This is a genomic window from Solwaraspora sp. WMMA2101 (genome assembly GCF_049179175.1).
Taxonomy (GTDB): Bacteria; Actinomycetota; Actinomycetes; order Mycobacteriales; family Micromonosporaceae; genus Micromonospora_E.
On sequence record NZ_JBMHMA010000006.1, the window covers coordinates 3,138,642 to 3,164,726 of the forward strand.

At 69.1% G+C, this 26,085-nt stretch carries 33 protein-coding genes, 1 tRNA gene and 1 pseudogene; 15 read left to right on the forward strand and 20 right to left on the reverse strand.

Annotated features, from left to right (window positions below):
- Window positions 1-33 precede the first annotated feature (33 nt).
- The gene (locus tag ACN28F_RS15010; RefSeq protein ID WP_421358288.1) at window positions 34-609 is read right to left on the reverse strand and encodes a TetR/AcrR family transcriptional regulator; all 576 of its coding nucleotides are present in this window, start codon (window positions 607-609) and stop codon (window positions 34-36) included.
- A 221-nt stretch (window positions 610-830) separates the two neighbouring features.
- On the opposite strand from ACN28F_RS15010, the gene ACN28F_RS15015 reads away from it, so the two are divergent.
- Entirely contained in the window at window positions 831-989 is a 159-nt protein-coding gene (locus tag ACN28F_RS15015; RefSeq protein WP_289208585.1) for a hypothetical protein, read from the forward strand.
- A gap of 64 nt (window positions 990-1,053) precedes the next feature.
- Window positions 1,054-1,305, forward strand: a complete 252-nt coding sequence (locus ACN28F_RS15020; RefSeq protein ID WP_421358289.1) for a hypothetical protein — start codon at window positions 1,054-1,056, stop codon at window positions 1,303-1,305.
- A 40-nt stretch (window positions 1,306-1,345) separates the two neighbouring features.
- Here ACN28F_RS15020 and ACN28F_RS15025 read toward each other — a convergent pair whose 3' ends face one another.
- Complete coding sequence (locus ACN28F_RS15025; protein WP_289208587.1) at window positions 1,346-2,005, reverse strand: TetR/AcrR family transcriptional regulator; 660 nt, start codon at window positions 2,003-2,005, stop codon at window positions 1,346-1,348.
- A gap of 153 nt (window positions 2,006-2,158) precedes the next feature.
- Between ACN28F_RS15025 and ACN28F_RS15030 the strand changes: the two genes are divergently transcribed.
- Genes ACN28F_RS15030 through ACN28F_RS15040 form a run of 3 tightly spaced genes read left to right on the forward strand, consistent with a single transcriptional unit; the run spans window position 2,159 to window position 5,510 of the window.
- Window positions 2,159-3,157, forward strand: coding sequence for a hypothetical protein (locus ACN28F_RS15030; RefSeq protein ID WP_421358291.1), 999 nt, complete (start codon window positions 2,159-2,161; stop codon window positions 3,155-3,157).
- 34 nt (window positions 3,158-3,191) lie between these two features.
- On the forward strand, window positions 3,192-4,697 hold the full coding sequence (locus ACN28F_RS15035) for a hypothetical protein (protein ID WP_421358293.1): 1,506 nt from the start codon (window positions 3,192-3,194) through the stop codon (window positions 4,695-4,697).
- A 12-nt stretch (window positions 4,698-4,709) separates the two neighbouring features.
- Entirely contained in the window at window positions 4,710-5,510 is an 801-nt protein-coding gene (locus ACN28F_RS15040; protein WP_421358294.1) for a hypothetical protein, read from the forward strand.
- A gap of 71 nt (window positions 5,511-5,581) precedes the next feature.
- On the opposite strand, the gene ACN28F_RS15045 is transcribed toward ACN28F_RS15040, so the two are convergent.
- The gene (locus tag ACN28F_RS15045) at window positions 5,582-6,439 is read right to left on the reverse strand and encodes a G5 domain-containing protein (RefSeq protein WP_421358296.1); all 858 of its coding nucleotides are present in this window, start codon (window positions 6,437-6,439) and stop codon (window positions 5,582-5,584) included.
- Between the two features lie 662 nt (window positions 6,440-7,101).
- Between ACN28F_RS15045 and ACN28F_RS15050 the strand changes: the two genes are divergently transcribed.
- The 3 genes from ACN28F_RS15050 (at window position 7,102) to ACN28F_RS15060 (ending at window position 9,670) form a co-directional block, all read left to right on the forward strand.
- Window positions 7,102-8,424, forward strand: a complete 1,323-nt coding sequence (locus tag ACN28F_RS15050; protein ID WP_421356934.1) for an IS701 family transposase — start codon at window positions 7,102-7,104, stop codon at window positions 8,422-8,424.
- 136 nt (window positions 8,425-8,560) lie between these two features.
- Window positions 8,561-9,118: a hypothetical protein gene (locus ACN28F_RS15055; protein WP_421358297.1), complete on the forward strand. Its 558-nt coding sequence runs from the start codon at window positions 8,561-8,563 to the stop codon at window positions 9,116-9,118.
- Window positions 9,119-9,127: 9 nt separating this feature from the next.
- The gene (locus ACN28F_RS15060; protein WP_421358299.1) at window positions 9,128-9,670 is read left to right on the forward strand and encodes a hypothetical protein; all 543 of its coding nucleotides are present in this window, start codon (window positions 9,128-9,130) and stop codon (window positions 9,668-9,670) included.
- A 258-nt stretch (window positions 9,671-9,928) separates the two neighbouring features.
- Here ACN28F_RS15060 and ACN28F_RS15065 read toward each other — a convergent pair whose 3' ends face one another.
- The 6 genes from ACN28F_RS15065 to ACN28F_RS15090 form a co-directional block, all read right to left on the reverse strand.
- On the reverse strand, window positions 9,929-10,552 hold the full coding sequence (locus tag ACN28F_RS15065) for a transposase (RefSeq protein ID WP_289210761.1): 624 nt from the start codon (window positions 10,550-10,552) through the stop codon (window positions 9,929-9,931).
- Window positions 10,516-11,007 carry a winged helix-turn-helix domain-containing protein gene (locus ACN28F_RS15070; protein ID WP_289208595.1) on the reverse strand — a complete coding sequence of 164 codons (492 nt, stop codon included), beginning with the start codon at window positions 11,005-11,007 and terminating at the stop codon, window positions 10,516-10,518. The genes ACN28F_RS15065 and ACN28F_RS15070 overlap by 37 nt, the downstream gene beginning before the upstream one ends.
- Window positions 11,008-11,150: 143 nt before the next feature.
- Complete coding sequence (locus ACN28F_RS15075; protein WP_421358300.1) at window positions 11,151-11,366, reverse strand: hypothetical protein; 216 nt, start codon at window positions 11,364-11,366, stop codon at window positions 11,151-11,153.
- Entirely contained in the window at window positions 11,360-11,494 is a 135-nt protein-coding gene (locus tag ACN28F_RS15080) for a hypothetical protein (protein WP_282224809.1), read from the reverse strand. Before ACN28F_RS15080 ends, ACN28F_RS15075 begins: the two co-directional genes overlap by 7 nt.
- A 48-nt stretch (window positions 11,495-11,542) precedes the next feature.
- Entirely contained in the window at window positions 11,543-11,773 is a 231-nt protein-coding gene (locus ACN28F_RS15085; RefSeq protein WP_289208597.1) for a hypothetical protein, read from the reverse strand.
- Window positions 11,770-12,009 (reverse strand): hypothetical protein, encoded by a 240-nt coding sequence (locus ACN28F_RS15090; protein WP_289208598.1) that lies wholly within the window; start codon window positions 12,007-12,009, stop codon window positions 11,770-11,772. Before ACN28F_RS15090 ends, ACN28F_RS15085 begins: the two co-directional genes overlap by 4 nt.
- A 158-nt stretch (window positions 12,010-12,167) precedes the next feature.
- On the opposite strand from ACN28F_RS15090, the gene ACN28F_RS15095 reads away from it, so the two are divergent.
- A complete protein-coding gene (locus ACN28F_RS15095; protein ID WP_421358302.1) occupies window positions 12,168-12,362 on the forward strand; it encodes a helix-turn-helix transcriptional regulator in 195 nt (64 codons plus the stop codon).
- Window positions 12,363-12,555: 193 nt separating this feature from the next.
- Window positions 12,556-12,891, forward strand: a complete 336-nt coding sequence (gene cutA, locus ACN28F_RS15100; RefSeq protein WP_421358303.1) for a divalent-cation tolerance protein CutA — start codon at window positions 12,556-12,558, stop codon at window positions 12,889-12,891.
- A 28-nt stretch (window positions 12,892-12,919) separates the two neighbouring features.
- Here the strand turns inward: cutA and ACN28F_RS15105 are convergent, their stop codons facing one another.
- The 7 genes from ACN28F_RS15105 to ACN28F_RS15135 all read right to left on the reverse strand — a co-directional run bounded on the left by ACN28F_RS15105 (window position 12,920) and on the right by ACN28F_RS15135 (window position 17,774).
- Window positions 12,920-14,113 carry a helix-turn-helix domain-containing protein gene (locus ACN28F_RS15105; RefSeq protein WP_421358304.1) on the reverse strand — a complete coding sequence of 398 codons (1,194 nt, stop codon included), beginning with the start codon at window positions 14,111-14,113 and terminating at the stop codon, window positions 12,920-12,922.
- A gap of 229 nt (window positions 14,114-14,342) precedes the next feature.
- Window positions 14,343-14,738, reverse strand: coding sequence for a hypothetical protein (locus ACN28F_RS15110; protein ID WP_421358305.1), 396 nt, complete (start codon window positions 14,736-14,738; stop codon window positions 14,343-14,345).
- Window positions 14,735-15,031 carry a hypothetical protein gene (locus ACN28F_RS15115; RefSeq protein WP_282224804.1) on the reverse strand — a complete coding sequence of 99 codons (297 nt, stop codon included), beginning with the start codon at window positions 15,029-15,031 and terminating at the stop codon, window positions 14,735-14,737. Before ACN28F_RS15115 ends, ACN28F_RS15110 begins: the two co-directional genes overlap by 4 nt.
- A gap of 56 nt (window positions 15,032-15,087) precedes the next feature.
- The gene (locus tag ACN28F_RS15120) at window positions 15,088-15,348 is read right to left on the reverse strand and encodes a hypothetical protein (protein WP_421358307.1); all 261 of its coding nucleotides are present in this window, start codon (window positions 15,346-15,348) and stop codon (window positions 15,088-15,090) included.
- Window positions 15,348-15,701, reverse strand: coding sequence for a hypothetical protein (locus ACN28F_RS15125; protein ID WP_421358308.1), 354 nt, complete (start codon window positions 15,699-15,701; stop codon window positions 15,348-15,350). Before ACN28F_RS15125 ends, ACN28F_RS15120 begins: the two co-directional genes overlap by 1 nt.
- Window positions 15,587-16,816 (reverse strand): RCC1 domain-containing protein, encoded by a 1,230-nt coding sequence (locus ACN28F_RS15130; RefSeq protein ID WP_421358310.1) that lies wholly within the window; start codon window positions 16,814-16,816, stop codon window positions 15,587-15,589. Before ACN28F_RS15130 ends, ACN28F_RS15125 begins: the two co-directional genes overlap by 115 nt.
- Before the next feature lie 310 nt (window positions 16,817-17,126).
- Window positions 17,127-17,774, reverse strand: a complete 648-nt coding sequence (locus ACN28F_RS15135) for an FMN-dependent NADH-azoreductase (protein WP_289208607.1) — start codon at window positions 17,772-17,774, stop codon at window positions 17,127-17,129.
- Window positions 17,775-17,897: 123 nt separating this feature from the next.
- Between ACN28F_RS15135 and ACN28F_RS15140 the strand changes: the two genes are divergently transcribed.
- Window positions 17,898-18,389 carry a MarR family winged helix-turn-helix transcriptional regulator gene (locus ACN28F_RS15140; protein WP_421358311.1) on the forward strand — a complete coding sequence of 164 codons (492 nt, stop codon included), beginning with the start codon at window positions 17,898-17,900 and terminating at the stop codon, window positions 18,387-18,389.
- Between the two features lie 40 nt (window positions 18,390-18,429).
- Here the strand turns inward: ACN28F_RS15140 and ACN28F_RS15145 are convergent, their stop codons facing one another.
- A complete protein-coding gene (locus ACN28F_RS15145) occupies window positions 18,430-19,065 on the reverse strand; it encodes an SAM-dependent methyltransferase (RefSeq protein ID WP_421358312.1) in 636 nt (211 codons plus the stop codon).
- A 243-nt stretch (window positions 19,066-19,308) separates the two neighbouring features.
- Window positions 19,309-19,395 (reverse strand) — tRNA-Ser (locus tag ACN28F_RS15150).
- 140 nt (window positions 19,396-19,535) lie between these two features.
- Between ACN28F_RS15150 and ACN28F_RS15155 the strand changes: the two genes are divergently transcribed.
- Window positions 19,536-20,525: an NAD(P)H-quinone oxidoreductase gene (locus tag ACN28F_RS15155; RefSeq protein ID WP_289208610.1), complete on the forward strand. Its 990-nt coding sequence runs from the start codon at window positions 19,536-19,538 to the stop codon at window positions 20,523-20,525.
- Here the strand turns inward: ACN28F_RS15155 and soxR are convergent.
- Window positions 20,522-20,965: a redox-sensitive transcriptional activator SoxR gene (gene soxR / locus ACN28F_RS15160; RefSeq protein ID WP_289208611.1), complete on the reverse strand. Its 444-nt coding sequence runs from the start codon at window positions 20,963-20,965 to the stop codon at window positions 20,522-20,524. The two genes, ACN28F_RS15155 and soxR, sit on opposite strands and share 4 nt — an antisense overlap.
- Window positions 20,966-21,012: 47 nt before the next feature.
- On the opposite strand from soxR, the pseudogene ACN28F_RS15165 reads away from it, so the two are divergent.
- Window positions 21,013-21,852: pseudogene (locus tag ACN28F_RS15165) on the forward strand (hypothetical protein); the annotation flags it as partial.
- 79 nt (window positions 21,853-21,931) lie between these two features.
- Window positions 21,932-22,828 carry a transketolase family protein gene (locus ACN28F_RS15170; RefSeq protein WP_421358313.1) on the forward strand — a complete coding sequence of 299 codons (897 nt, stop codon included), beginning with the start codon at window positions 21,932-21,934 and terminating at the stop codon, window positions 22,826-22,828.
- Between the two features lie 125 nt (window positions 22,829-22,953).
- Here the strand turns inward: ACN28F_RS15170 and ACN28F_RS15175 are convergent, their stop codons facing one another.
- A complete protein-coding gene (locus ACN28F_RS15175) occupies window positions 22,954-23,661 on the reverse strand; it encodes a glycosyltransferase family 2 protein (protein WP_289210762.1) in 708 nt (235 codons plus the stop codon).
- 500 nt (window positions 23,662-24,161) lie between these two features.
- Between ACN28F_RS15175 and ACN28F_RS15180 the strand changes: the two genes are divergently transcribed.
- Window positions 24,162-25,892, forward strand: a complete 1,731-nt coding sequence (locus ACN28F_RS15180) for an ArnT family glycosyltransferase (RefSeq protein ID WP_421358315.1) — start codon at window positions 24,162-24,164, stop codon at window positions 25,890-25,892.
- Window positions 25,893-26,085: the final 193 nt, after the last annotated feature.

Genomic DNA, 26,085 nt, shown 5'->3' on the forward strand with positions numbered 1-26,085 from the left:
CGGGCGTGGCGGATTGGTGTGTGTGGTGCTTGGTCAGTCCCGGGCGCGCGGCGGATCGCCGAGGGTCCGGGCGATGACCTGGGTCAGCAGGGGACGGAGTTCGTCGTCGGTGAGGTCGAGATGTTCGGCGCTGGCGGCGGAGGCCCCGGCCAGGACGACCAGGGCCGCGAACATCTCCGCCGGGTCGTCGCGGTCGCCGGCCAACGCGCAGTGCAGCCGGCCGATCATCTGCTCCAGGTCGCAGAAGGCCGGCTGGTGCAGCAGCTGCGGGATCTCGGCGTAGAGCACCGCGATCTGTCGCCGGAAGCGCAGGCAGAGTTCGATGAAACCGTCGATCGCCGTACGGTGGGCGGCCTCGTCGTCGAGGTCGGCCAGTCGCCGGTCGAGGTCGGCGAGGCTGTCGACGGCCGGTTTCATCAGGGCGGCGAGGATCGCGTCCTTGCTGTCGAAGTGGTAGAGCAGCGAGGCCTTGGCGCAGCCGACCTCGGCGGCGATGTCCTGCAGCGAGGTGCCCCGGAAGCCGACCTCGGCGAACCGCCGGGCCGCCACGGCGAGGATCTGCTCGCGCAGCTCGGCCCGGCCTGCGCCGCTGCGGACGGCCTGTGTCACCTGACCTACCTCCTTCCCGCTGCCCACCCGTCGCGACCAAGGATGCCGGAGCCACCCCGGAACTCCTGACCGATCGGTCAGAACGTGAAGTAACTCACAGCAACGCCCCCGCTCAACCGCGATCTCCACCAACTGATCTCAACCGAAGCGGATGGAAGCCGGACGAGAACTCGATGAGAGTTCGTTAAGAGTCACTGGAACAGGGCTGTCACCATGTCGGCATGGAGTTCTTTTCCGGCCAGGGCTTCTTTTTTCTGATCCTGACTCTTGTCGGGTACGGCCTCGGCGCGCTGGTGCTCTACTGGATCATCCGGCTCGCCGTCCGGCACGGGATCGCCGACGCCGACGAACGACGCGGCGGCCACGATGGCCTCCGCTGAGCACCCCGCAGTGCCGGTGGAAAACCAGCTGCGGTCCGACAAGGACCTGTCGGACAATCGCCCGGTGAACGTCGACCTGCCGGACTGGATGCGCAATCCGCCGCCGCGTGCCGTCACCTGGCGTGACCGGGTCGGCGCCGGCATGACGCGCCTACCGGGGGCCGCCGCGCTGCGTCGATTCCGCTGGCGGTGGGAGCAGCGCGACCCGCTGCACCGGCGGTTCCCCCGGCTGACCGCCAGCCTGGCCGTACCGCTGGCCTTCGTCGCGATCATGGCGCTGATCTCGCTCGCCTACTGGCTCTACCTCAGCGCCTGACCGGCGGACCGGCGCTACCTCAGCGCCTGACCGACGCCGGTCAGGCGTCCGGCAGCAGCGCGTGCTTGAGCTGGCTGGCCAGCCAGTCCCGGAAGACCTGCTCGTCCCAGCCGCAGTGCAGCACCAGGCTGTCGTAGTGGGCCGGGTCGTTGAAGTGCCAGATGACATCGGTGGCCCGCTGCACGTCGACGCCGTCGCGTAACGGCCCCAGCTCGGCCAGCCGGGCGGCGACCGTACCGGCACCGATGCGCCGGTTGCGCAGCAACGTCTCCCACACCTCGCCCGCCTCCGGGGCGTCGTCGGTGGCGCGGCGTACCGTCTCGAACATCCGGGCCGCGCGGCCGCCGATCAGCCGGCACACCTCCGCGTACGCGTCGAGCACCGCCGGCTGGGTCGTCGCCACCCGGACCGGCCGGTACCAGGGGCGGTCCGCGACGGCGACGGGCTCGTCGTCACCGGCGAGCGCCTCGTCGAGGACCTGCCGCAGCAGCGCCGGTTTGGAGCCGAACGCGGCGAAGACGGTCGGCCGGGCGACGCCGGCCACGGCGGCCACGTCCGCCAGCGAGGTCGCCGCGTAGCCGCGCTCGGTGAACAGGTCACGGGCCGCCGCGACGACCGCCCGACGGGTACGCCGGGCGCTCTCCTCGCGCACCGCCGACCGGTAGCGGCGGGCGGGCCTGCTCTCCTTCGCCTCAGCCATAGCCAGCAGATACTACCAACGGATTCACTAGACGATGTCTCTCGACAATACTGTTGTCTAATGAATAGGATGCTAGACCAGCGACACCGCCGGGCCACACGCCACTGCGGGCACCCGACCCGACCTGACCTCGCCGCCGCCGGAGGCACCACGATGGACACCGACCCGCCCGTCACCGCACGCCGGCACACCCGGCGACACCACTGGCTCACCCGTCGACACCACTGGCTGCTGGCATTCGCGGCCGTACTGCTGATCCCCGCGACCGCCGCCTGCGGCGGTGCCGACCCGGCGACGCAGCCCGCCGACGGGCAACCGCCGGCAGCCGGCGCGGAGCCCGACGACGTACCGCCGATCGACGCCTGCACGCTGCTGGCCACCGACGAGATCACCCCGCTCATCGGCGACCACGACGACGGCGAACCGTCCAGCGGACCCGGCGGCAGCGCCTGCACCTGGGAAAACCCGGACACCTACCACTCGGTCACCGTGAGCATCGGCGACTGGGGCACCGCCGTCGGCGGCCAACTGCCCGAATCCCCGTACGGCGAGACCGAACCCGGCCCGGACGGCATCCGGTTCGCCGCCGGCGGCATCGCCGAGTTCGCCGTCGCGGACCGGGCCAGCGAAATCCAGATCACCTCCCGCGACCTCGACCGGGACACCGTGGTCGAGCTGATCGGGCTGATCCGCAGCCGGGTCGACACGCCGACCGGTCAGGCCGCCGGCGGATCCGGCCAGGGCGCCGACGGGTCCGGGGGCGACGGCACGGCCGCCGGCGCGTCGGCCGATGTCGACCCCTGCGCGCTGCTGACCAAGCAGGAGGCGGAGCAGCTGGCGGGGACCGCCCTCGACGAGCCGCTACCGGTGCGGGAGACCTGCACGTTCACCGGGCCGACCTCCGGCCCGCTCGCCCAGGTCGAGGTCTTCGTCGGCCCCGGAGCGAAGAAGATCCTCGACATCAACCGCGAGCTCGGGCACGAGTTCCGCGAGCTGCCCGGCATCGGCGACGAAGCGTACGCCGAGGACGACGCCGCCTACGTGCAGAAGTCCGGCCAGTGGGTGTGCCTGCGGCTGGTGCTGCTCAGCGACCCCGCCGAGCACCGCCAACGGCTGGAGGACGCCGCCCGGCTCATCGCCGGTCGGCTCTGACCCGCCGCCGCTCGCAAAGAGAGTGGTGCCGGCCATGCGGATCCGCGTCGACGACTACCGACGGCTGCTCGCCGTCACCACGGTCACCCTGCTCACCGTCACCGGGTGCGCGCGCAGTGGCCCGGCCGGCGACCCGCCGGCACCGACCGGGCCGTCGGTGAGCGCCCAGGCGCAACAGCGGTACGGTGCCGCGCCGACGCCGCACCCCGACGTCACCTACCAACCGGACGTGGTGATCGTCGGCGGCGGAGCGGCGTCGGTCCGCTCGGTCGCCGCCGACACCTTCACCTGGCGCATCGACCCCGCGGCGGCGAACGCCGACCAACTGGCCCCGGGCAAGGTCATGTTCCTCACCGGCCGGGCCGTCGGTCGGGTGATCGACGTACGGCGCGAAGGGGACGACCTGGCGGTCGCGATCGGCCCGGTGGACATCACCGACGTGATCCGCGACGGCACCTTCACCAGCGCGGAGCCCGTTCCGTTGGCCGCTGCCCGGCCGGTGCCGGACGCGGCGGCAAGCTGGTCGCAGACCTCCGACGACGATGGCGGCGGCACCGGCGGCGGTTCCGCTGTCGCTGGCGGCGGCATCGGGCCGGGCCAGGGTGGCGACGACATCGGGCCGGCCCACGGCGGCGGCGCCCTCGGGCCGGTCGGCGGCGCTTCCGCTGACGGCGGGCTGGTGGTGCCGGCAGCCAACCAGCGTCCTCAGCTGACTCCGCGGCCGATCTGCTGCGCCAACGGCGTCGGCGCGGAATTCACCTACAGCTCGGCCGGCGTCCGGCTGGTTGGCCTGGTCCTGCTCAAGATGACCGCGCCGACCGCCGCATTCCACCTGGAGATCCGGGGCGCCAAGGTGATCCGGGCCGAGTTCGAAATCAACGGGGCGGCGGCGCTGCGGGTCGAGATCAACGCGACGACGTCGACCGGACAGAACATCGACCCGCGCATCCCGATCCCGGTCGACTTCAGCGTCCCGATCGGCGAGGTGCTCGGCGTACCGTTCGCGGCCACGGTGACCCAGGTCATCGGGGTGCACACGGCGTTCGGCGCCAAGGACGGCAACATCTCCGCCGTCGGCGAATGGTCGCTCAACCAGTCGATGTCCTTCGGCTACGCCAACGGCTCCTTCGGGGTCCGCGCGCCGACCTCGATCAGCGTCGACCAGAGCCTGATGGACTCGATCACCGGGATATCGGTCGGCGTCAACGGCGTCTGGCTCGACTACCACGCCAAGTTCCACGTCGGGCTCGGCGCGCTCGGCTTCATCGCCGGGCTCTACTTCCAGCTGACCCTCACCCTCGGAATGACCATCGGCTCCGCGCTCGGCGCGCCGCTCGTGGTGTGCCGCAGCGCCCAGCTCGGCCTCTGGGCGTCGTACGGTGTCGGCTACACCATCCCGGCCGGCCTGGTCGCGGTGATCAACACATTCCTGCAATTGTTCAACGCCAAACCGATCCCCAAGGAGGACGGCGTCGGCGACAGCAAGCTCCTCTACGACAAACCAGTCGTCTATCCGAACGTACCGATCTGCCGAAATTGATACCCTGGGGCCGTGTCGGCCACCGTGGATCCACCGTCGCCGCGTACCGATCCGCCCACGCCCCGGCAAAAGATCAACTGGGTCGAACGCCTCATTCAGGCAGCGGCTCTGGCCGGGTCGATCGCCGGTGTCGCATCCTTCTTCACCGAGCATCCGACGGCCGGGCTGCGGCTCATCGCGGGCAGCCTGCTCGTCGGTGGGGTCGCGCTCGCCTTCAGATGGCGTACGGCCGACAACCGTCCCCTTGGTTTCCACAGCGCGCTGGCGCTGGCGCTGATCGGAGCGGGCACCCTCGGGTGGTCGGTGCGGCCGGTCGCGGCACCGGAGGCCAGCGCGCCGGCCCCGAACCCGACCGTGAGCAGTTCCTCGGGTTCGTCAGGTCCGTCGCGAACCGCTGGCGGCCAGGATCCCGCGCCCGGCGGCACGTCGGTGACGGTGCACCGGGCTGAAACCGTCGTCCCGCTCTCCGCGACATCGGAGATCGACCTCGACTCACTTGCTCCGGACTGGGACGTTACGGGCTATGACGAGACGGGCCGGGCCGATCTCAAGTTCAGCGTCATCGGCCTGCAGCCGATAAACAATGCCGAGCTGAGGGAAGCCACAGGTGACGGCCCGGAGCTTTGCCAGCAGGCGACGGCACACTACGAGCTGACGCTCGACGAGGACCTGCCCGAAACCCGGTACCTCTGCGCGATCACCAACGAGGACCGTTTCGCCTCGGTGCGGTTCAACCGCGAAGACGTCCGGATCGGATATACCGTCTTCAGCTGGATCAACCTGACGATCACGGTCTACAACCGCCCCGCCTGACCACCGTCCGGGCCGGCCGGGCCGTCGGACGCGCCGGGCCGGCGGCCCCTCCGACCCGGCGGACCCGGCCGCTACTCGCAGGCGACCCCGTCGCCGTCGCGGTCCAGGTCGTAGACGTCCGGGCCGACGACCCGCACCGGCCCGCTGACGTACGCCGGCCCGTTGCCGCTGCCGCCGGCGCAGTCGACGTCGCTGGCGATCGGCACACACGCGCCCGTGCAACTGCTGTGGCACTGCTGGGTGACCTTCGTGCCGACCAGCACGACCTTGGTGACCGGCTGCTTGGTCACCTGCTCGCTGATCAGCCGCTTGCCGGTCTGCACACCGTCGGTCAGGGTCACTTCGTAGGTGAGTTTCCGCACCCCGGCGACCCCGTTGGTCTTCACCTTGGTGGTGCCCTTCGCCAGGCTCGGGTCGTCGACCCGCTTCTCCTGAAACGGGATCTGCTCGGTCTCGGTGACCGTCCGGGTCTCCACCTTCGGGCGCGGTGGTGCCGGCGGCAGCGTGGGTGACGCCGAGGCGCTGGGCGTCGGTACGACGCTTGGCGACGCGCTGGCGCTGGGCGAGCTGGCTCCCGGCACCCCGGCGACGGAGCCGGACGATCCGGACCCGTTGTCCGTACGCCCGGTCAGCCCGGCAGCGTCGACCGTGTCGGTGTCCGACTGCTCGGGCGCGAACGCGCCGATCACCGCGAGCCCACCGCAGCAGAACAGGACGAAGGTCAGCAGTACGCCGCCGAGGATCCCGGCGACCTTCCGGCCAGGGCTGAGGCCAGGGCCGGTCTGGCCGGGGCGCAGGCCGGGACCGGCGGCGGCCGGGCCGGGGGCCGGATACGGACTGTCGAGTACGGGTTCTGCGGGTTCGGGTGCTGCGGCGCATTGGTCACCGCCGAAGTTTCCCGGCCGACATCGATATTGTGCAGTGGCCAAGGAGTGACACTTCGTGGCATCTACGTCGACAAACGTCTGACGATCATCCTGTGTCGGCTACCAAACTAATCAGTCCAGCTCGGACAAACCGACAACGACAGCAGCCGGTCGGCCGCCGCCGGTCGGACCGGCGGACCACCGGTGCCGGCCCGGCGCCACAAGCAGCACTGACACTCGGCCACAAGGGTAAATGGCAACTTCCCACCCGAACATTGACGTACCTACATTGATGTGTGAAACTAGGAACTCCACATCGCTCCGACAGCAGGGATTACAAGATGGAGCACCGCCAAGGCATGCAACCCGAAATTTTCCGACACATCGTCGCATCGGCAACCGCCTTCGTCATCTGCTCCTCAATTTCTCTAGCCGGGAAGCCCGCTCACGCCGATGCACCTAGCCCAAATTTGCACAATGACAAGATCCATGAGTTCGTAAGCCGAATCGAAGGACGCTGGGGAATAACTGTCAGTCCAGCCGATTACGAAGTCGCCACCATCGAAGGAATAACGGTAATCAGACCTAATAGGGCAGCCGTACTTCGTGACCTGACCGGTGCGGTGGGGTGTGGACGGACAGGGTGTGCGGCGACGGAGACGGCCACCGCATGATCGTCCGGTGTTGTGTGGACAACGAAGGATCACGAGGTGGCCGCAGCGGCCATGGTAGAGGCCGGTCGTGTCGAGGAGAACCTCGCCACGCTGATGGGAGACCTCGGCGCGTGTTTCGCCCGGGTCGAACCACTACGGCAGGCCGGCAAGTACGTCCGTGGCCTGATCGCCGACCTGCCACGCAAGAACTGCTGGACCCTCGCCGAACACGCCGGGGACACCACCCCCGACCGGATGCAACGACTCCTCGAACGCGCGGTCTGGGACACCGACAAGGCGATGGGCGTGGTCCGTGACTTCGCCGTGGCACGCCTGGCCGACCCGGACGGCGACAACACGCTGATCTTCGACGAGAGCGGCGTGGAGAAGACCGGCACCGGCACGTGCGGCGTGACCCGCCAGTACGTGGGCTGCGCGGGAAAGGTCACCAACGCCGTCAACCTGGTCAACGCCACCTACGCCACCCGCGCCGGCCACGCCCTGGTCGGCTCCCGCCTGTGGATCCCCGCCGCCCACCTCGACGACGACGCCCGCCGCGCCGCCACCGGCGTCCCCGCCGACACCGAGTTCGCGACCAAACCCCGACTCGCCACCGACCTGCTCACCGAGACACTCGACGCCGGCGTACCCGTGCGGTGGTGCACCGCCGACGCCGTCTACGGCCGGGACCGGCGACTACGCGACACCTGCGAGACCCGGGGAATCGGCTACAGCCTCGGCGTGCCGTGCTCGTTCCGGATCACCCTGCCCGGCTGGAAGACGAAGATCCGCGCCGACACCGCTGCCACCACCCTGACCACCGACACCGCCTGGCAGACCATGTCCTGCGGGGCGGGTTCCAAAGGCGACCGCTGGTACGCGTGGGCGTGGATCGCCACCGCCAGCCCCCGCCACTACCTGCTCGTACGCCGGAGCCTGGCTGACCCCGACGACCTGGCCTACTTCTACTGCTGGATACCGGAGCGCCTTCCGGCGACCCTGACCGCGTTGGTGAGGGTGACCGGCCGGCGGTGGACGATCGAGGAGGACCACGGCTTCGGCAAGGACCACTTCGGGTTCGACCAGTTCCAGAACCGCCTCCACACCCCGATCATGCGGCACATAGTGCTGGTCATGGCCGCGCTCGCCGTCTGCGCGGTCACCGCCGCCGACGCCGCGGCCGGGACCACGCCACCACCCCGACCCACCCACCCCAGCGAACCACCACCGGCCGACCTCGGACTCGCCCGGCTGACCGTGGTCGAGATCAAACGGCTGTACAACCTCGCGACCAGAGCCTGGCACAGCCTCGAACACCATCTCCGCTGGTCCTGGTGGCGCCGCCGCCATCAAGCCCGCGCCCGCTGGTACCACTACCGATCCAGACTCACATGATCAAGTCACGAAGTACGGCTGCCCTACTAAGGATGCACGTCTGCAGGCACAGGAGACCCAAGACAACAACGGGGATACTAAATTCCTGATGTCAACGACCGCAGACACCCCTCCTGCACCCGCGTCGGGTGGATCGATGGCAGATTCGCAGACAGACTGGCGTCAGCCGACCTGCTGGGCAAGGCTGGAAAATTTCTGGGCATGGATGGACATGTGTAGCCAATGGGGATTGATGACCTATGCGGGCGAGACCCGCCGAAATTATGCGTACAAGATGTATGCATCGTGCGGCATAACAGATATAGACAGATACCGCGAGCTCACCTCCTGCTATGTTGACACCGAGCAGGCCCCCAACACATCGCCGGCGTGGGTGTGGAACGATTGGAGCCCGAGGTCAACAATCAATCTTGGCAACTGCAGCGACTACACCTTGGCAGTCAGCTACGCAGGCTTTGGCGCTGAACACACCGTGCATACATGCGAGGAGCTCAACCCGGAAAAGGGGGAAGCAGGCGCCGACTTCCGTACGACCTGGAACGGCGACGCATACAACAACGAAGTGCGTGAAGTCGCATTGCTCATCGCAATCGGGCATGATCCGGCCTTCGCCGCCCCACAGCTTCATCTCCGATGGGGATTCGTAACCTCGGAATGCAACCCTATTGGCGGAATTCTTGACCCTTGCGGCTAGAATCGAGTGATGATGTTCAGCAGGAGAGGGATTGCCAAGCCTGGGGCGCTATCAGCTGCTGCCGTCGGGCTGCTGGGGATCTTCATCGCCACGGCTGTCACGGTCATGGACTGGGCTCTGGACGAGCCGAGCCGGCACATTGAACGCACCCAGGCAGAGGATCTACTTTCACGAGCTGCGGTACTGGCGCAGGCCGGCAACTCAACCGGCTTGTGTCAGACTGTCGCCGCCACGTCCGCGACTTGCAGGTCCTTGCTCGACTACACGGAGTCGAAAGGCTGGGAAGCTGGCGCCGATCCCCCACGTGTGGTCGACACTCGACGTTACCCGAAGACCAGTCACACTTCAGAAACCCTGGTGCTTCGGGTCGCCGGAGTCAGGGCTGACGGCAGCCACTACGAGTCAGACTTCCCAGTCATTCGTACCCCCGAGGGTGAGATCCGCAGCACCGCGCCCGTATACTGGTCCGGCGTAGTCTTCGATGAATCTCAAATTGAATGCAACCAAGCAGACGGCGACGCCTGCGCACAGGACTTCATATCTCCTCCGTAAGACTTTCTTACGCCTTTCGGATCGCTATCGAAGGAGGAGGACGTGCAGGTAGACCCGCCCACGTCGCCGAACTAATCCACCCGACTCGTGCCGGGAATGGAAGCGCAAGCGACGTCGCTGACGGCGCACAGGACAGCCGGATACGGCGTCAGGGTCATTTCAGCCGGCAGTACTTCAGGCGGTACCCTGATCACCAGGTGATCGGCATGCTTTGGCTGGCCACTGGTACAGCGGTTGAATAGCTGGGGTCTGTAGTTGTCATGGTGGTTCCGGTTCGAGTGTGAGTCCGGTCTGGGCGAGGAAGCCGGGTATCAGCTCTGGCCGGTACTGGATGCGTTTGAGCCGGTTGCGGATGACCGCGGCGAGGTGGTCCACGCCGTCGACGGCGAGGTTGCCCAGGCCGGCTTTCACTGTCGACCACAGACTCTCGACGGGGTTGAGGTCCGGGGCGTACGCGGGTAGCTGGACCACGGTCAGCCACCGGTGACGGGCGGCGGTCAGGCGACGCATCGTGGTGCTGGTGTGGGTGTTGACCCCGTCCCAGATCAGGATGATCGGGGCGTGGAGTTGGTGGTGCGCGGCGGTGATCAGGGCGGCGTAGTCGTCCTCGGAGAGGCTGCGGCGTTCACCGGTGCGGTTGCGGTGCACACGGAGCCGGTAGAAGACGTGGCCGCGCCGGCCGGGTTTGAGGCAGACCAGGCCGGCGATGGAGACCCGGCCTGAGCCCTTGGCGTTGACCCGCACGACGGGTGTGTGTCCTCTGCGGGCCCAGGTGGTGGCCCGGGGTGGTCGCAGGGTCTGTCCGGCCTCGTCCTCGAAGACGATCCACGCCCCGGTCGCCGCCGCTAGCCTCGTACCTTGGCCCAGGTCGTGGCCCGCCAGGCGGCGATGGCGTCGGCGTCGCGTTGGACTGCCCGGTGCTTCGGGACCTGCGGGGTGTAGCCGATGCGGTGCAGCAGGTAGGACACCCCGCGCAGGGTGTAGGAGGTGTGGAACAGCCGGCCGATGAGCGTGGCGACCCGGGCGAGGGTCCAGCGTTGGTCCTCGCTCCAGCCGTGTTCGGCTGGTCCGAGGTCGAGCTCGGCGCGTAGTCGCAGGAGCTGGTCGGGTGCGAGCCGGCAGGTGGTTCCGCCGGGTCCGGTCGAGGCGAGGGCGGTCATCCCGCCGGTCTGCCAGCGGCGCCGCCACTGGTAGGCCGATTTCGTCGATACCCGCAGCCGGGCTGCGACCTCGGTCGCGGGGACACCGGCGGCGAACATCCGCGCCGCCTGCATCCGTATCTCTTCCCGCTTGGCCCGCCCGCCGGCGGACAGACCACCACTATCGGCGTACCTCATACCTCCGGCATAGACCGGCCGTCATCGATGGTAACGCCGACACGCCGCCTGTGATCAACCAGACCCGAACCGCCCAACAGACCCCGGCTATTCAACCGCTGTAGCTTCGGTCGCCGGCCGGCCGTCGCAACTGCCTCACCAGTTCACGCATCTTCGCAATCCCCCCTCACGGATATTTCGGTCGTCGCAGCCGGCCCCGGCTCGCGCCGCCACTGGCCGGCCTTGTCGGCCAGGATCGCCACCGCGCCGGCCGTACCGTGCTCGGCCACCAGCTCGGCCCAGGTGAACCTGATCGTCACGACGTCGTCGTCGCGGATCGGGCCGACCCAGCGGTCGTCACACATCCCGGTCATCAACACCCCCGATGGTCGAGCGGCAGCGTGGTCCGGCCACACACCGGGCACCACCTGGACTTCACCTTGAACGACCACAGCCCGGCGCAGTAACCGAGCAGCGTCGTCCCGATCAGCGCTCCGATACTCCACATCGACGTACTCCTTTCTGAAGGAAGACGAATCCCCGTGGTCACGTGCAATCAGTCGTCGAGCGCCACCGGCTCGCCGCCGTTGGCCTCCCAGCGGGCCAGGATCTCGGCGAGAATCCGCCGGGCACCGACCTCACCGTGCTCGGCCTTCAAGTCCTCGAAGCTCCATCGCAGGGTGAGCACCATCTCAGCCGCTTCATCGGTCACACACTCACGGGTGACGTCGGCGGCGTCGTCGGTGCTCGGCTCCGACTCGCCCGCACCGTCGTCGACCAAGATCACAAACCCGCTGGTACGCGGTAGCCGACCATCTGGCCGTAGGTCATCAGCGGACGCAGAGTCGGAGTGAGCATCGTCGGCTCCGACGACCAGCGGTGCCCCCGGTTGCCGTCCAACCACCGTTGCCGGGCCGCCGCCCGTTCCTGGTCGAGCCGGGCCAGCCGCTTCGACGCCGCCGACCGGCCGTCCCGCCACTCCCGCCACCGCAACACCAGCTCGCGAATCATCTCAGTGATCATTTCTCGCTCCTTCTCAAGATCGTTGTCGGTGCCACGCACTCGACCACGTCAATTGGCGTCACACCGCTGAGTGTCTCGCCCGAACAGCATCCATGACCGTCCACAGGCAACCTTGCAAGTGTCAACGTTCACGGGTCACCGGTGCCTACGTTCAGTTCGTGAGACTCGTCGCGCTGTCCGATGTCGCCGAAATGCTCGGTGGTGTGTCCCGCACCCGCGCTACCGAGATCACCAACCGGTCGAGCTTCCCGGCGCCCTTCGCGCTCGTCGCCTCCGGTCGGGTACGGGTCTGGGACCGCGACGAGGTTGCCGAGTGGATCCGCACCCACCGCCCGACCCAGCAAGAAGACTGATGTCCTATTCACTTCACTCTCCCCCGCACCGAAGCATCTGGCATCCGAGCACCCGAAACGGGATGGAATCTGCAAGGACAAAGCTGATACTCACGGTCTCCGCTGCGAGAGGCGATACCCGTCACGTCCGCCGAACACCATCTGCTGTCCGCAGACAGCGGAGCAACTGGATCGGGCGCTAACCTCTCTGACCATGAGCGACTATCTTCAGGTGTCCACCGCAGTCGAAACGCGAGATGCCGCAGTAGCCCTCGCCCGATCGGCGGTTGGCGCTCGCCTGGCTGGGAACGCGCAGGTGGTTGGTCCCGTGGTCAGCGTCTTCTGGCATCTGGGCGACCAGGGTGAGGGCGAGGAGTGGCAGGTGCTACTCAACACGACGGCCGCCCAGTACGAAGCCCTGGAGCGCCATCTACTCGCGCACCATCCCTGGCAGAACCCGCAGGTCACGGCCACCGCGATCGTGGCAGGATCGGCAGCGTGTCTGGAGTGGCTCCGCACGTCAACAGGCGAAGTCGCACCAGGCAGTTAAGGCTGAAGCTGTCTCGACCGAGGCGACGCTACCGGCTCATCTCCGCCGCTTGGCCATGCAGGTCCACGACACACGGGAGAGCTGCGTAGGGCTCCAGCCTTGTCAAGAATGAGTCGATGCGCTGAGCCGGGCGGATCGAGCCGACGCCGACCGCCAACCGCATTGCCTTGCCCGCCACGGAGCACGCCTGTTCCACCTCGTTGGCGTCGAGGTATGCGTCAGCCAGCCAGGTCAGATAGAGCGCCTTGTCACGGGCATGCGTGTCGCTGTACAGCGCCAAGACGTGCTCCAGCACTGATATCGCGCGCATCGGCCGGTGCAGTACGGACCAACAGCGGCCAGTCATGATGTCGACCTCGACGTCGTCCACCCAGTAGACCCAATCTGGCTCAGCTCGATCCCCGGCAGCGCTCAGCCACCGCGCGCCTGCATCGAGCTGCCGTTCCGCTTCAGCTGCCTGTCCTTGGAGGGCGTGAGTCCAGGCACGGCGGCAGTGCAGGAGGGTCAGGACTCGAGGCGGTGCGCCGGCCTTCGCTGTCTCGCACGCGGCGACCGCCAGGTTCAGGCCAGACCGTCCGAGCGCGATCGCCTGGTAGGCAAGAAACGCCTGCGCGTTGCCGGCAAGCGCCGGGTTGTCCGCCTCCTGAGCCGCAGTGAGACTCGCCCGATATAGCCGCTCCGCGTCCCCGTGACGGCCCGCGTCGAATGCGGCCCAGCCAGCCAACTGCGCCTGCTCGGACAACACCGCCAACAGCCGCCGATGGGTATCCTCGGCGTAACGTCCGTCCCGGATGAGCCGATCTGTTGAATCAAGCTCGGCGGCGTACATCTGGTACGTGTCTGCGCCGCCGAGGAAGTCGTCCAGACGACGCAACCGCGCGGTACGCTCTAGCAATTGATCCGGTAGTTCTGCACCGATCTGCCGGCCATGACCCAGAAGAGTATGCGGCAGCGCGGCAGCGAGACCAGCTCCGGCCACGAACTGGCGGCGGCTGAGAGCCCTCTGAGTGTCAGCTAGTGCCGACAATTCACCGCCGGCTCGGAGCGCAGAGTCGAGGCGCTGGACCGCCTGCGCGGTTGGGCGCTTAGAGCCGTTTTCCAGTTCATGCAGGTAGGACTTGCTGTAAAAGGTCGCCCTGGCGAGCTGACGTAGCGACATATTGCGCTCAGTCCGCAGTTGACCCAGACGACGAGAGAAGCTGGAACTTTCTGGCTCTGACATCTCGACCGCCCCTGACTGCCGGAAGGATCAGCGATGCGTCAGCGATGCTTCGACGCTCGCCGATGACAACCGTACCGCAAGGTGATGATCACTTGTTGCAACGGAGACACAATCTGCCAAGACGTTCTGGACCCGGCGCACCACAGTTCAGCCAGCACCACCAACTCCTACTCACTAGCCGCTGGCGTTCGGGGCGACCGCTTCAGCGCCGAGTGACGGCGAGACCGGCTTACGCCGGAAGGTGGATCACCGGCAGGTCGTCGCCGTACCGTGACTCGCCGGTCAGAATCGGGGCCCGGTGCTCCAGGCAGGCCATGACTGTGGAGGCAAGGTCCACCCGCCCGGTGACGCCCTGCCAGTAGGACAGCTCCTGCCAGGTCCAGCCCGAGGTGTCCAGGACAGCGCAGGCGGCCAGATCCAACAGCCGGTGCAGCAACTGGCGGTCCTTGCCGTCGCCCACCATCGCCAGGGTCTCGGCCACACTGACCGCGGTGACCCCGAACCGGACCCGGTCCTGGGTGACCTCGTAGATCGGCTCCGCGACGTGCACCGACCCGGACACGTAGGCGAGCAGCGCCGACCGGTCCAGCACCAAGCGGACCGGACGTTCGTCGTCGCCGGTCACGCGGCCGGCGCCTGCCCGGCCGGGGACTCTTCGTCACGCAGGTGTTGGCGCACCCGGTCGCGGACCACGTCGTACCGCTCGGCCGGCCACTGCATGTCGACGGTGGCGCGGCGAGCTCGCGCAGCCGCCAGCCCGGCCTCGGTGACCTCGATGCCGGACTCAGCCAGCTCGGCCCGGAGGGCATCCAGGCGCATCCGCCCCCGCACCGCCTCGGTGACGTAGGCGGACGCGTTCGGCTGCTCGGCCAACGTGTCCGCGACGTCCTGCGGTACGGAGATCGACAGCTTCTTCATACCGTTGATGCTACCCGGCAGCACAACTGGTAGCACCGAGCCCGTGAGCTGGGCCGTTACGCTGCCAGGCGGTCCTTCGCGGTGAGTCGGCGAGTCGCCAGCAGCGTCGCGACGGCGATCGAGGAGTAGACGGCGGCGGTCAGAACCGCCAATTGGCCCCACGGAATGCTGAGGACGAAGCCGGGAATCCGCCAGGCTGCCAGCAGTACGGCCGGGAAACCGATGAGCAGCCCGACCCCGGTCGCCACAACGGTCAGCACGACGTGCTGACGGACCAGGACCGCCCTCGCCCAGCGGGCCGATGACTTCCGCTCCACTACGGCCAGGGCGCACGGACCCGCACCGGGATCGGACGGGTTTCGGTAGTCCCGTCACCGAGCTGGCCCTGGTTGTTCAAGCCCCAGGAAATCACGGAGTAGTCGGGCTGAAGCGCCAGAGTGTGCGATCCGCCAACGGATATGGCTCTGATCAGGACCAGGTGCTGGGCACAGGGAGCGACCTGGCCTACCGCACACACCCTGACCGGGGTGGAACGACTCTGGTAGGTGCCGTCACCTAACTCGCCGAAGTCGTTGAAGCCCAGGAAACGACGCCGCCGCTGCTGAGCTGCGCAGCGTTGTGGTTTGCGCCGGCACTGATCTGCCGGACCCCGTACAAGAGCTGTTCGCACGGCGCGACCTGCCCTACCGCGCAGACCCGCACCGGGGTGAGGCGGTTGACGGTCGTGCCGTCGCCGAGCTGCCCAAGTCTGTTGTATCCCCAGGTGGCGACGCTGCCATCACCCAGCAGCGCCATACTCTGCGTGAAGTGACCTGCCACGGCCCGTACCGCGTGCAGGAACCGGTCGCACGGCGCGACCTGCCCCACCGCGCACACCTGCACCGGGGTGTGCCGGTCGAGGGTGGTGCCATCACCCAGTTGCCCGTACTGGTTGGAGCCCCACGTGACGGCCAGCGCGTTGTCCACCACCGCCATGCTGTGCCGTCCGGCAACCGCGAGGGACCTGACTCCGGTCAGGAACCGGTCGCAGGGGGCTACCTGCCCCACCGCGCACACCTGCACGGGGGTGCGCCGATCGACGGAGGTGCCGTCGCCAAGCTGACCGTACAGGTTGCTCCCCCAGGCGACCGCAGTCCCGTCGGTCAGCTGGGCGAGGGTGGTATCGCCGTTTGCCGACACGGCCCTGACCCCTCTCAAGGGCTCGTCACAGGGTGCGACCTGACCGACCGCGCAGACCTGCACCGGGGTGAGGCGGTAGGGGTGGGTGCCGTCACCGACCTGTCCGCGAATGTTCCAGCCCCAGGCGACGACTGTACGGTCCCGTAGCAGAGCGACACTGTGAAAGGTGCCCACCGCGATTGCGATCACGCCCGTCAGGAACCGTCGGCAGGGCGCGGTCTCGCCGACGGCGCAAACCTGCACCGGCGTCAGGTAATTTTCCCCGTGACCAATACCAAGCCGACCGTAGGTGTTCCAGCCCCAAGCAACGACGGTGCCGTCCGAACGCAGAGCAAGGTTGTGCCCGACGCCGGCGGCGATGGCGGTGACCGCGCCGAGTCCGGCCGGGACCTGTCGGATCACGGGCTCCGCTGCCACCGCCGACTCTGCTGCGCGCTCAGCCGGGACCTCGCTGGCGTACCCGGTGGAGCCGGCACCGGTCACCAGGACCATGGCCAGCAGTGCGGCTACCAGGCCGGCAGCCGACCATCGACGGCGGGCCACCGCCATGACGAATGTCGGTTCCGGATTTCCTGCCGATTGGCGACTGTCCATCGATTCCTCCACAGGACGAGTCAGAAGCGGCGACGGTGGGAGCTGATGGAATGCGACTGACTTTCGCTTTGTCGCCTTACTCAAAAGGCGACGGGCGAGCCACAATCAATATAGAACAATGCCGCATGATCGAAAAAGAGGCCGATCGAACGAGTGTGAATCTCGCAAAATCGTTGGCCCGCCGCCGCGCGAAAAAAGACAAACGTACGGCCCACCCCTGTGCCAACCGTGGACCGGTCGGCAGAGGAGGGGGCGGTGGCCAGCCCGTACGCCGAGGCGCTGACCGCGTACCGCCGTCGATCTTGACCGCAGGCGGGCCCGCTCAGGCCGGGACGGGCAACGCGCCGAGGGCGCGGCCGGCTTCCCGGGCGGCCTGCAGCGCGCCGGAGTGCAGCTGCGCGGCCACGTCGGTGAAGGAGTCCAGCGCGGGGTTGACCCCGACGAGGGTGAACTCGCGTTCGACGACGGTGAGGTCGGCACCCCAGCAGTCGGCGATGATCCGCCGCAGGTACGGGGTGGAGTGGTCCCAACCTTCCCGTGGGGTTCCGGTGCCGTACGCGCCGCCACGGACGGTGGCGAGCACGACCGGCTTTCCGGCGAGGAACGGGACTCCGGTCGCCCGTGGATCGGCCAGGACGACATCGAGGTACGTCTTGAAGTGCTGGGAGACGCCGTAGTTGTAGAGCGGTACGGCGAGCAGGATCGCGTCGGCGGCGACCAGTTCGTCCACGAGTGTCGCGGCGAGGGCGACGGCGTCGCGTTGCTCGGCGGTCCGCTCCTCGGCCGGGGTCATGCCGGCGGTCACCGCCGCTGCCCAGACGGTCGACGGCAGGGTGTCGACGCCGACGTGGCGGGTCACCACCGGGTCGCCAGGGTGGGCGGTACGCCACTCCTGCTCGACGATGTCGGCGATCTCGCGGCTCGCGGAGCCGTGCGTACGGATGCTGGCGTCCAGTCGGAACAGGGTCACCGTTACTCCAGATGGTCGTAGGTTCAAGCTTGAAGCCCAACGGTAGACGCTGTTGGTTCAAGCTTGAACCCCTTGAGACATCGGTCACTTCAACGGTGAAGCGGCAGACGTACGCTTGGCCTCGTGCCGGACGAACCCCGATGGCTGACCGACCGCGAACACGAAGCGTGGATGGCGCTGGCCAAGCTCATGTTCAACCTGCCCAGCGCGCTCGACGCCCAGCTGCTGCGGGACAACAACCTCACGCTGTTCGACTACTTCGTGCTCGGCGTCCTGTCCATGACACCCGGCCGCACCCGGCGCCTGAGCGACCTCGCCGAACAGGTCAGCAGCTCGCTGTCCCGGCTGTCGAACGTCGTCACCCGACTCGAGCGACGCGGCCTGCTGCGCCGCCAGCCCGACGCCGACAACCCCCGCTACACCACCGCCGTCCTCACCGACGCCGGCTGGGACCTGGTCGTCGCCGCCGCCCCCGGACACGTCGGCGCCGTCCGCCGGTACGTCATCGACGGCCTCACCGACCACCAGATCGACGTACTCCGCGAGATCGCCTGCCACGTCACCCGCAACCTCGCCAGCGGAGACCCACCGATTGCTACACCAGATACCCCATGAGCACCGGATGAGGTATCTGGTGTAGCAATCGACGCGAAGGCTAGCCGAGAAAACGGAACAGCGTCTCGTCGAGGCGCAGACGCAACGCCGCAGGCAACCCGGCGAAGCGGTGCACGCCGACCCCGTACCCCTCGGACCTGTCGGAAAGCCAGACCTGGACGAAGCCGGCGGCGGCGAACCAGTCCAGGATGCTGGGCACCAGGTCCGGCTCGCGACGGTGCCGGGTCCAGATCACCGTGCCGCCGGCAGCGGTCAGCTGCGGCGCGGCCGCGACCAACCGGGCGACATCCGCATCGCCGATGTTGCCGAACACCCCGCAGAGCAGGACCAGATCGGCGGGTACGGCACCCGCGTAGTGGGCGGATCGGGCCGCGTCCCCGGTGACCACCTCAAGGTCGACGCCGATCGCGGCAGCCCGGCGGCGGGCCCGGTCGGCAAGCTGCGGGTCCAGCTCGACGAGCCGGCCGCGTACGTCCGTCCGGCGCGGATGCCCATCCAGTACGCCGAGCACGTCCCGGCCCTCGCCGGCGCACATGCTCACCACCCGGACCGGGCCCGGCGCTGCCGCGTCCAGAGTCTCCCGAATCCGGGCCTGCACCACCGCCAACCGCCGGGACAGTGCGGAGTTCGGATCCGCGTACGCCTCGTGCCAGGCACTCCAGTCCCGCCGACTCACATCTGGCGACTGTAGCGAGGCCAGCACCAGATGCCGCCCCCGATGCCCGAATCGGCTGACCCACGGGTCAATCCCCCACTCTGGAGCACCACGAAGCCCATCTGACGCCGACACGTAGCCGACACAACCAGCGAGACCCGGCGGCACCGGGTGGGACGAAGTGAGACCGCTTCAGCATCGATAAAGCACGCCCCCTGACTGGCGTTCGCGCTGGTCAGGGGGCGTTCTTGCTGGCTAGGTGAGCGGAGGGCGTGGGATTCGAACCCACGAAGACATTGCTGCCTTACCGGTTTTCAAGACCAGCGCCATCGGCCACTAGGCGAGCCCTCCCGGTGCGAGGCGAGCCGGAGACGGTCGGCTGCCGCGCCGCTGTGCCCTAGTGTGCCACGGGCCCGGAACCGGTGCCCGGCCCCGTGGTTAACGCGGCAGTAGCCGCCCGGCAACCGGCTCGACCGGGTAAGACTGATGCCATGCATGCGATCACCGTGCCGCAGCCCGGCGGGCCAGAGGCCCTGACGTGGGCCGAGGTGCCCGACCCGACCCCCTGCCCGAACGAGGTGATCGTCGACGTGGCGGCGACCGCGGTCAACCGGGCCGACCTGCTGCAACGACAGGGACACTATCCGCCGCCGCCGGGCGCGTCGCCGTACCTCGGGTTGGAATGCTCGGGGGTGATCAGCGCGGTCGGCGCGGAGGTCTCCCACCACCGGGTCGGCGACCAGGTCTGCGCGCTGCTGGCCGGCGGGGGGTACGCCGAACGGGTCGCCGTGCCGGCCGGTCAGCTGCTGCCGGTGCCGGCCGGGTTGAACCTGGTCGACGCGGCCGCGCTGCCCGAGGTGGCCTGCACGGTGTGGTCGAACGTGGTCAAGCTCGCCGGTCTGCGGGCCGGTGAGTCGCTGCTGGTGCACGGCGGCGGCAGCGGCATCGGCACGTTCGCGATCCAGCTGGGCGCGGCGCTCGGCGCGACAGTGCTGACCACGGCGCGGGCCGGCAAGCACGAGCAACTGCGGGCACTGGGCGCCCACCACACGATCGACTACACGACGGAGGATTTCGTCGCCCGCGCCCGGGAGTTGACCGGCGACGGCGACGGCGGGGTGGACGTGATCCTCGACATCATCGGCGCCGCCTACCTGGAACGCAACATCGACACCTTGGCGGTCGGCGGCCGATTGGCGATCATCGGTCTGCAGGGTGGCCGCACGGCCGAGGTGAACCTCGGGGCGATGCTGGCCAAACGCGCGACGATCTTCGCGACTGCGCTGCGGTCCCGGCCGCTGGCCGAGAAGGCGGAGATCGTCCGTCGGGTGCACGACCAGGTGTGGCCGCTGGTGGCCTCCGGGGCGATCCGGCCGGTGATCGACCGGCGGCTGCCGCTGGCTCAGGCCGCGCAGGCGCACCGCGTCGTCGAGGGCAGCGACCACCTGGGCAAGGTCCTGCTGGTCACCGGCGAGGATTAGCTCCCGCCGTCGAGCAGCAGCCGTGGGCCGGGACCGGCCGCGGCGAGCCGGTCGCCGGAATTGTTCAGCGTGCAGGACTGCAGCGACAGGCAGCCACAGCCGATGCAGCTGGTCAGGTCGTCGCGCAGCCGGGTCAGCAACGCGATGCGGTCGTCCAGCCGGGCCCGCCAGCGGCGGGACAGCCGTGCCCAGTCGGCCTTGGTCGGGGTACGCGACGCCGGCAGGTCGTCGAGGGCGGCCCGGATCTCCTCCAGCGGTACGCCGATCTGCTGGGCGGTCCGGATGAACGCGACCCGGCGCAGTTCGCTGCGCTCGTACCGGCGTTGGTTGCCGCCGGTCCGGTCGGCCCGGATCAGCCCGAACTGCTCGTAGTAGCGCAGCGCCGAGGGTGCCACCCCGGAGCGGGCAGCCAGCTCACCGATCGTCAATTCCTTCTGCATCACACAGCCCTTGAGTTCAAGTTGGCTTGAAGTTGCAGAGTAGTTGCATGACCACGTTCGTAGCCAGCCCGGCCCCTGTCACGGACCCGCCGGCTGACCCCGCCGTCACAGACCCGCCGGCCGACGCCGGATACGCGGCGCTCGCACCGCTACTGCGTCGGATCACCGGCGACGAGAAGCACGAGCCGAGCGCCCACTCTACACTGGACGTTCTCTGGGTCCTCTACGACCGGATCCTGCGGGTCGACCCACAGACGGTCGACGCCGTCGACCGGGACCGGTTCCTGCTGTCCAAAGGACACGGGCCGGCCGCCTACTACGCCGTACTCGCCGCGAAGGGTTTCCTTCCGCACGCCTGGCTCGACGACCTGGCCGGGCCGGACAGCCCGCTCGGGCACCACCCGGACCGGCTGCTGATCCCCGGCGTGGAGATCGGCTCCGGGTCACTCGGGCACGGGCTCGGGCTCGGCGTCGGCATCCTGCTCGGCCTGCGCGCCCAGGGTCTGACCCGCAGCTGCGTCCAAGGCCCGGCCGCCGGCTCCGCCCAGGACCGGGCGGCCGGCTCCGGGCGGGGTCGGGTGGCCAGCTCCGGGCGGGTCGGCGGTGCCAGGGTGTACGTCCTGGTCGGCGACGCCGAACTCGACGAAGGGTCCAACCACGAGGCGATCGCGTACGCCGGCAGCCGGCAGCTCGCCGACCTGACCGTGGTCGTCGTCGACAACGACTCGGCCACCCACGGCTGGCCCGGCGGCCTGGCCAGCCGGTTCACCGTCAACGGCTGGTCGGCGTCGGTCGTCGACGGGCATGACCACGACGCGCTGACCGCCGCACTGACCGGCCACGACGGCGTACGGCCGCACCTGGTCGTCGCCCGGGTCCCGGCCAAGTACGCCGCCCCTGCCCCGGCGTCGTCCGGCAGCGCCCCGGAGTCGTCCGGCAGCGGCTCACCGGAGAAGGAGAACGGACATGCGTGACGCGTTCACCCGGGCCGCCACCGGACTGCTCGACGACGACCCGCGTACCGCCGTGGTGCTGGCCGACATCTCGGCCGACGCCTTCGCACCGGCCGCCCGCCGGCACCCGGACCGGGTGCTCAACGTCGGCATCCGGGAGCAGCTGATGATCGGGGTGGCCGGCGGGCTGGCCCTTACCGGGCTGCGGCCGATCGCCCACTCCTACGCCCCGTTCCTGGTCGACCGGGCGTACGAGCAGGTCAAGCTCGACCTCGACCATCAGGGCGTCGGCGCGGTGCTGGTCAGCATCGGCGGCTCGTACGACGCGTCGGCGGAGGGGCGGACCCACATGTCCCCCGGTGACGTCGCCCTGCTCGACACGGCAGGACAGTGGACGGTGCACGTGCCGGGGCACGCCGACGAGGTCGGGCCGCTGCTGCGCGCCGCCGCCGCCCACGACCACCCGGTCTACCTGCGGCTCGGTGCGCGGGCCAATCGTGGCCTGCCCGGCGACGCGGTGTCGGGCCGACTGGTGACGGTGCGTCGGGGCAGCGGGGGAGCCCCGGTCGTCGTCGCCGTCGGCCCGATGCTGGACCCGGTGCTGGCCGCGGTCGACGGGCAGGACGTGACGGTGGCGTACACGAACACCCCGCGACCGTTCGACGTCACCGGCCTGCGGATGCTGGTCGATCAGGCGGCACCGGTGGTGGTGCTGGTCGAACCGTACCTGGCCGGCACCTCCAGCCATCTGGTCGGCGAGGCGCTGGCGGACCGGCCGTACCGGCTGCTGGCGTTGGGGGTCGGCCGCCGGGAGTTGCACCGGTACGGCAGCCCAGCAGACCATGACCGCTGGCACGGGCTGGACCCGGCCGGTCTACGCCGCTCGATCAGCCGCTTCATCACCCCATGATCGCGACGATCTTGCACTTGTCGTTGGACAAATCGGAAAAATGTTCTCGATAACTGCAAGATCGTCGGGGAAAGGCGAGTCGTCGGGGAGGGCGGGGTCGTCGGGATCATGCGGTGGAGTCGGGATCAGGCGGGGGTGGGGCGTCCTCCTTGGCGGCGGGCGCGCTCCCGACCCAGAATCCACAGGGCCTCCACCCCGTCCTTCCAGGTGATCTTCTTGCCTTCCTCGCGACCACGCGCCCGGTAGGAGATCGGCACCTCGTACGGGCGGATCCGCTGGCGCAGCAGTTTGCCGGTCACCTCGGCCTCCATGCCGAACCCGCGCGACTTGACGTCCAGCGAGCGGTACAGCGACAACGGCAGCAGCTTGAAGCAGGTCTCCAGGTCACCGATGTAGGAGTTGAACAGCACGTTCGCCGCCGTGGTGACCGCCTTGTTGCCCATCACGTACCAGAAGCTGTAGGCGCTGTGGCTGCCAAACGTGCGATTGCCGTAGACCACGGTGGCCCGCCCATCGAGCACCGGCTCCAGCAGCTTCGGAATGTCCTGCGGGTCGTACTCCAGATCCGCGTCGAGGATCACCATGTAGTCGCCCTCGGCCGCCTCGACCGCCGTACGGATCGCCGCGCCCTTGCCGGCGTTGCGCGGGTGGGTGATCACCCGCAACCGGGCGTCGTCGACCCGCCCCAGGATCTCGCCCGTGCCGTCCCGGCTGCCGTCGTCGACGACGACAAGCTCGATCTCACACGGGTAGTCCACGGCGAGCGCCTGCTTGAGGGCGTTCCCGACGCGTTCTTCCTCGTTGTAGACCGGCATGAGGATCGAGAGCTTCACCATGGTCTCCGAACGCAAATGATGGCAGTCGCCCTAGACTAACCTGGCCAGCACTGGATCACCCGCCCCACCGACACCTGGTGTGTCCACCTCCCCGAACCGGGCGCACTCAAGGTCAGATTCGCCGTACGATCCATGGCCGACGCGGGTACGGACGGATTCGTACGCCCGATGGTGTTTACTTCCGCCATGCCAGCCGGGTGGATGACCGCTTTGCTCGCGCCGCCACTGCTGTTCCTCCTCGCGACCTACCTCATGCGCCCCGGTCCGGAGTCCGCGAGCCGGCTTCCGGCGGCCGGGCGGCGGACGATCGTGCTGGCCGCGCTGCTCACCGGTACGTTCGCGGAGCTCACGGTCGAGCTGTGGGGTGTCGTCGGCGGGCTCACCGCACCGGTGATCGGGCTGACCTGGCTGGCCGCGCTGGTGGTGCTCGGCGTCGCCGCCGCGCTGCGGTGGCGACGGGACGGCCGCCCGGCACTCCGTACGCCCGCTGCCCGTCCGTGGGTCCGGCTGCGACAGATCTGGGGTACGCGACCCGCGCCGAGCGGCTGTTGGCCGTCGCTGTCGGCGGGATGCTCGGTGTCGAGCTGGTCGTCGCGCTGCTCGCCGAACCGAACAATGTGGACTCGCAGACCTACCACCTGCCGAAGGTGGAGCACTGGGTGGCCCAGGGTGACCTGCAGCTCTGGGCGACGGCGATCCACCGCCAGGTGACGATCCCGCCGGGTGCCGAGTATCTGCTGCTGCACCTGCGGCTGCTGACCGGTGGTGACGCGCTGTACAACCTGGTGCAGTGGTTGGCCGGGGTCGGCTGTCTGCTGATCGTGACCCGGATCGTCGCCCAGTTCGGCGGCGGCCGGCGGGCGCAGCTGATCGCCGCCTTCGTCGCCGGCACCACCCCGATGGTGGTACTGCAGGCCACCAGCACCCAGACCGACCTGGTGGCGGCGGCCTGGACGGGCTGCGTCGCGACGCTCGCGCTGGACGGCCTGCGCCGACAGGCGAGCATCGGTACGGTCCTGGCGCTCGGTGCCGCGACCGGGTTGACGGCGTTGACGAAGACCAGCGGCCTGCTCGGTGCCGGCCCGCTGCTCGTGCTCTGGGGCCTGGCTCAGCTGCGGCTGGCCGGCTGGCTGCGCCGGCCCGGCGCGGTGCTGCGGACCGGGGCGGCGTCGCTGGCGATCCTGGCGGTCGCCGGGGTCGTCGTCGGTCCGTTCCTCGCCCGGATCACCGACGAGTTCGGTCACCCGCTCGGTCCGCCCCGGCTGCGCGAGTCGATCCCGATGCAGCGGCACGACCCGGCGGCGGTGTTCGTCAACCGGCTGCGGGTAGGGCACACCGCGTTGGACACGCCGTTGGCGCCGCTGCGGGCCGGTACGGCGGCGGCGATCGTGGCGGTCGCCGAGGCGATCGGGGTGGACCCGCAGGATCCGGAGATCACCTTCCACCGGACCGAGTTCCCGGTGCCCGCCTGGTACCCGGACGAGGACCGGGTCGCGTTCCCGCTCGCCGGTGGCCTGGCGCTGGTCGCCGGGGTGCTCGCGCTGGCCCGGCCCCGGCTGGTGGCCCCGGCCGCGCCGGGCGCGGTCCGGGCGTACGCCGCCGCCGTCGGGGCGGCGCTGCTGCTCTACTTCGCGATGATCAAGTGGCAGCCGTGGGGGAACCGGCTGTTGCTGTTCTGTGTGATCCTGGCTGTCCCGCTGGTCGGGCTCTGGCTGGATGCCCTGTTCCGGCGCCGGGCCGACGGCGGGCCGGACGGAAGCCGGCCCGGTGACTCGGGTGGGCGACGGTCGGTGGCGACGGTCGCCGCCGTGGCCGTGCTGGCCACGGCCGCGCTGTCCGGTGTGCTGGCGGTGTCGTACGGCTTTCCGCGTCGGCTCGTCGGGGCCGGCTCGGTGTTCACCACCGATCCGTGGGACACCCGGTTCCTGCGTCGGCCGCACTGGGCGGCGGACTTCCGGTGGGCGGCCGAGGAGGTACGTCGTGCCGACGCCCACCGGATCGGCCTGGTGCAGCAGAACGTCACCTGGGAGTACCCGCTGTGGCTGGTGCTGCCCGAGCACGACATCGTGTCGCTGCAGTCGGTGCTGCCGAACCGGCCGCCGGCCGATCCGGCGTCGGTCGACGCCATCGTCTGCCTCGGTGAGCGCGACGACTGTACGGAGTTGGTGCCGGACGGTTGGGCGGTGCGCTACCAGGGCTATGTCGGCGTCGCCACTCCCCCTTCCTGATCGACGGCGCGACAGCCGAACCTGTACGGCTCGGTACCGGAGCCGGCGCGCCGGGCGGCGGCACGGCGGCACGGCGGCTCGGCACCGCCGGGCACGACGGCGGACGACGTGCACCGGCGGTGACGACGGACGGTAGGGTCGCTCCATGGGCGACAAGGATGATCTGCCGGCACCGAGGCGGCGTCGGCCACCG

Coding starts and splice junctions, on each gene's coding strand:
- ACN28F_RS15090 (WP_289208598.1), bottom strand. CDS start 12,009: ATGATCACTGAGATGATTCGCGAGCTGGTGTTGCGGTGGCGGGAGTGG.
- ACN28F_RS15070 (WP_289208595.1), bottom strand. CDS start 11,007: ATGAGGTACGCCGATAGTGGTGGTCTGTCCGCCGGCGGGCGGGCCAAG.
- ACN28F_RS15080 (WP_282224809.1), bottom strand. CDS start 11,494: ATGTGGAGTATCGGAGCGCTGATCGGGACGACGCTGCTCGGTTACTGC.
- ACN28F_RS15015 (WP_289208585.1), top strand. CDS start 831: ATGGAGTTCTTTTCCGGCCAGGGCTTCTTTTTTCTGATCCTGACTCTT.
- ACN28F_RS15030 (WP_421358291.1), top strand. CDS start 2,159: ATGGACACCGACCCGCCCGTCACCGCACGCCGGCACACCCGGCGACAC.
- ACN28F_RS15155 (WP_289208610.1), top strand. CDS start 19,536: ATGCATGCGATCACCGTGCCGCAGCCCGGCGGGCCAGAGGCCCTGACG.
- ACN28F_RS15025 (WP_289208587.1), bottom strand. CDS start 2,005: ATGGCTGAGGCGAAGGAGAGCAGGCCCGCCCGCCGCTACCGGTCGGCG.
- ACN28F_RS15115 (WP_282224804.1), bottom strand. CDS start 15,031: ATGAAGAAGCTGTCGATCTCCGTACCGCAGGACGTCGCGGACACGTTG.
- ACN28F_RS15105 (WP_421358304.1), bottom strand. CDS start 14,113: ATGTCAGAGCCAGAAAGTTCCAGCTTCTCTCGTCGTCTGGGTCAACTG.
- ACN28F_RS15035 (WP_421358293.1), top strand. CDS start 3,192: ATGCGGATCCGCGTCGACGACTACCGACGGCTGCTCGCCGTCACCACG.
- ACN28F_RS15060 (WP_421358299.1), top strand. CDS start 9,128: ATGATGTTCAGCAGGAGAGGGATTGCCAAGCCTGGGGCGCTATCAGCT.
- ACN28F_RS15170 (WP_421358313.1), top strand. CDS start 21,932: ATGCGTGACGCGTTCACCCGGGCCGCCACCGGACTGCTCGACGACGAC.
- ACN28F_RS15055 (WP_421358297.1), top strand. CDS start 8,561: ATGGCAGATTCGCAGACAGACTGGCGTCAGCCGACCTGCTGGGCAAGG.
- soxR (WP_289208611.1), bottom strand. CDS start 20,965: ATGCAGAAGGAATTGACGATCGGTGAGCTGGCTGCCCGCTCCGGGGTG.
- cutA (WP_421358303.1), top strand. CDS start 12,556: ATGAGCGACTATCTTCAGGTGTCCACCGCAGTCGAAACGCGAGATGCC.
- ACN28F_RS15050 (WP_421356934.1), top strand. CDS start 7,102: ATGGTAGAGGCCGGTCGTGTCGAGGAGAACCTCGCCACGCTGATGGGA.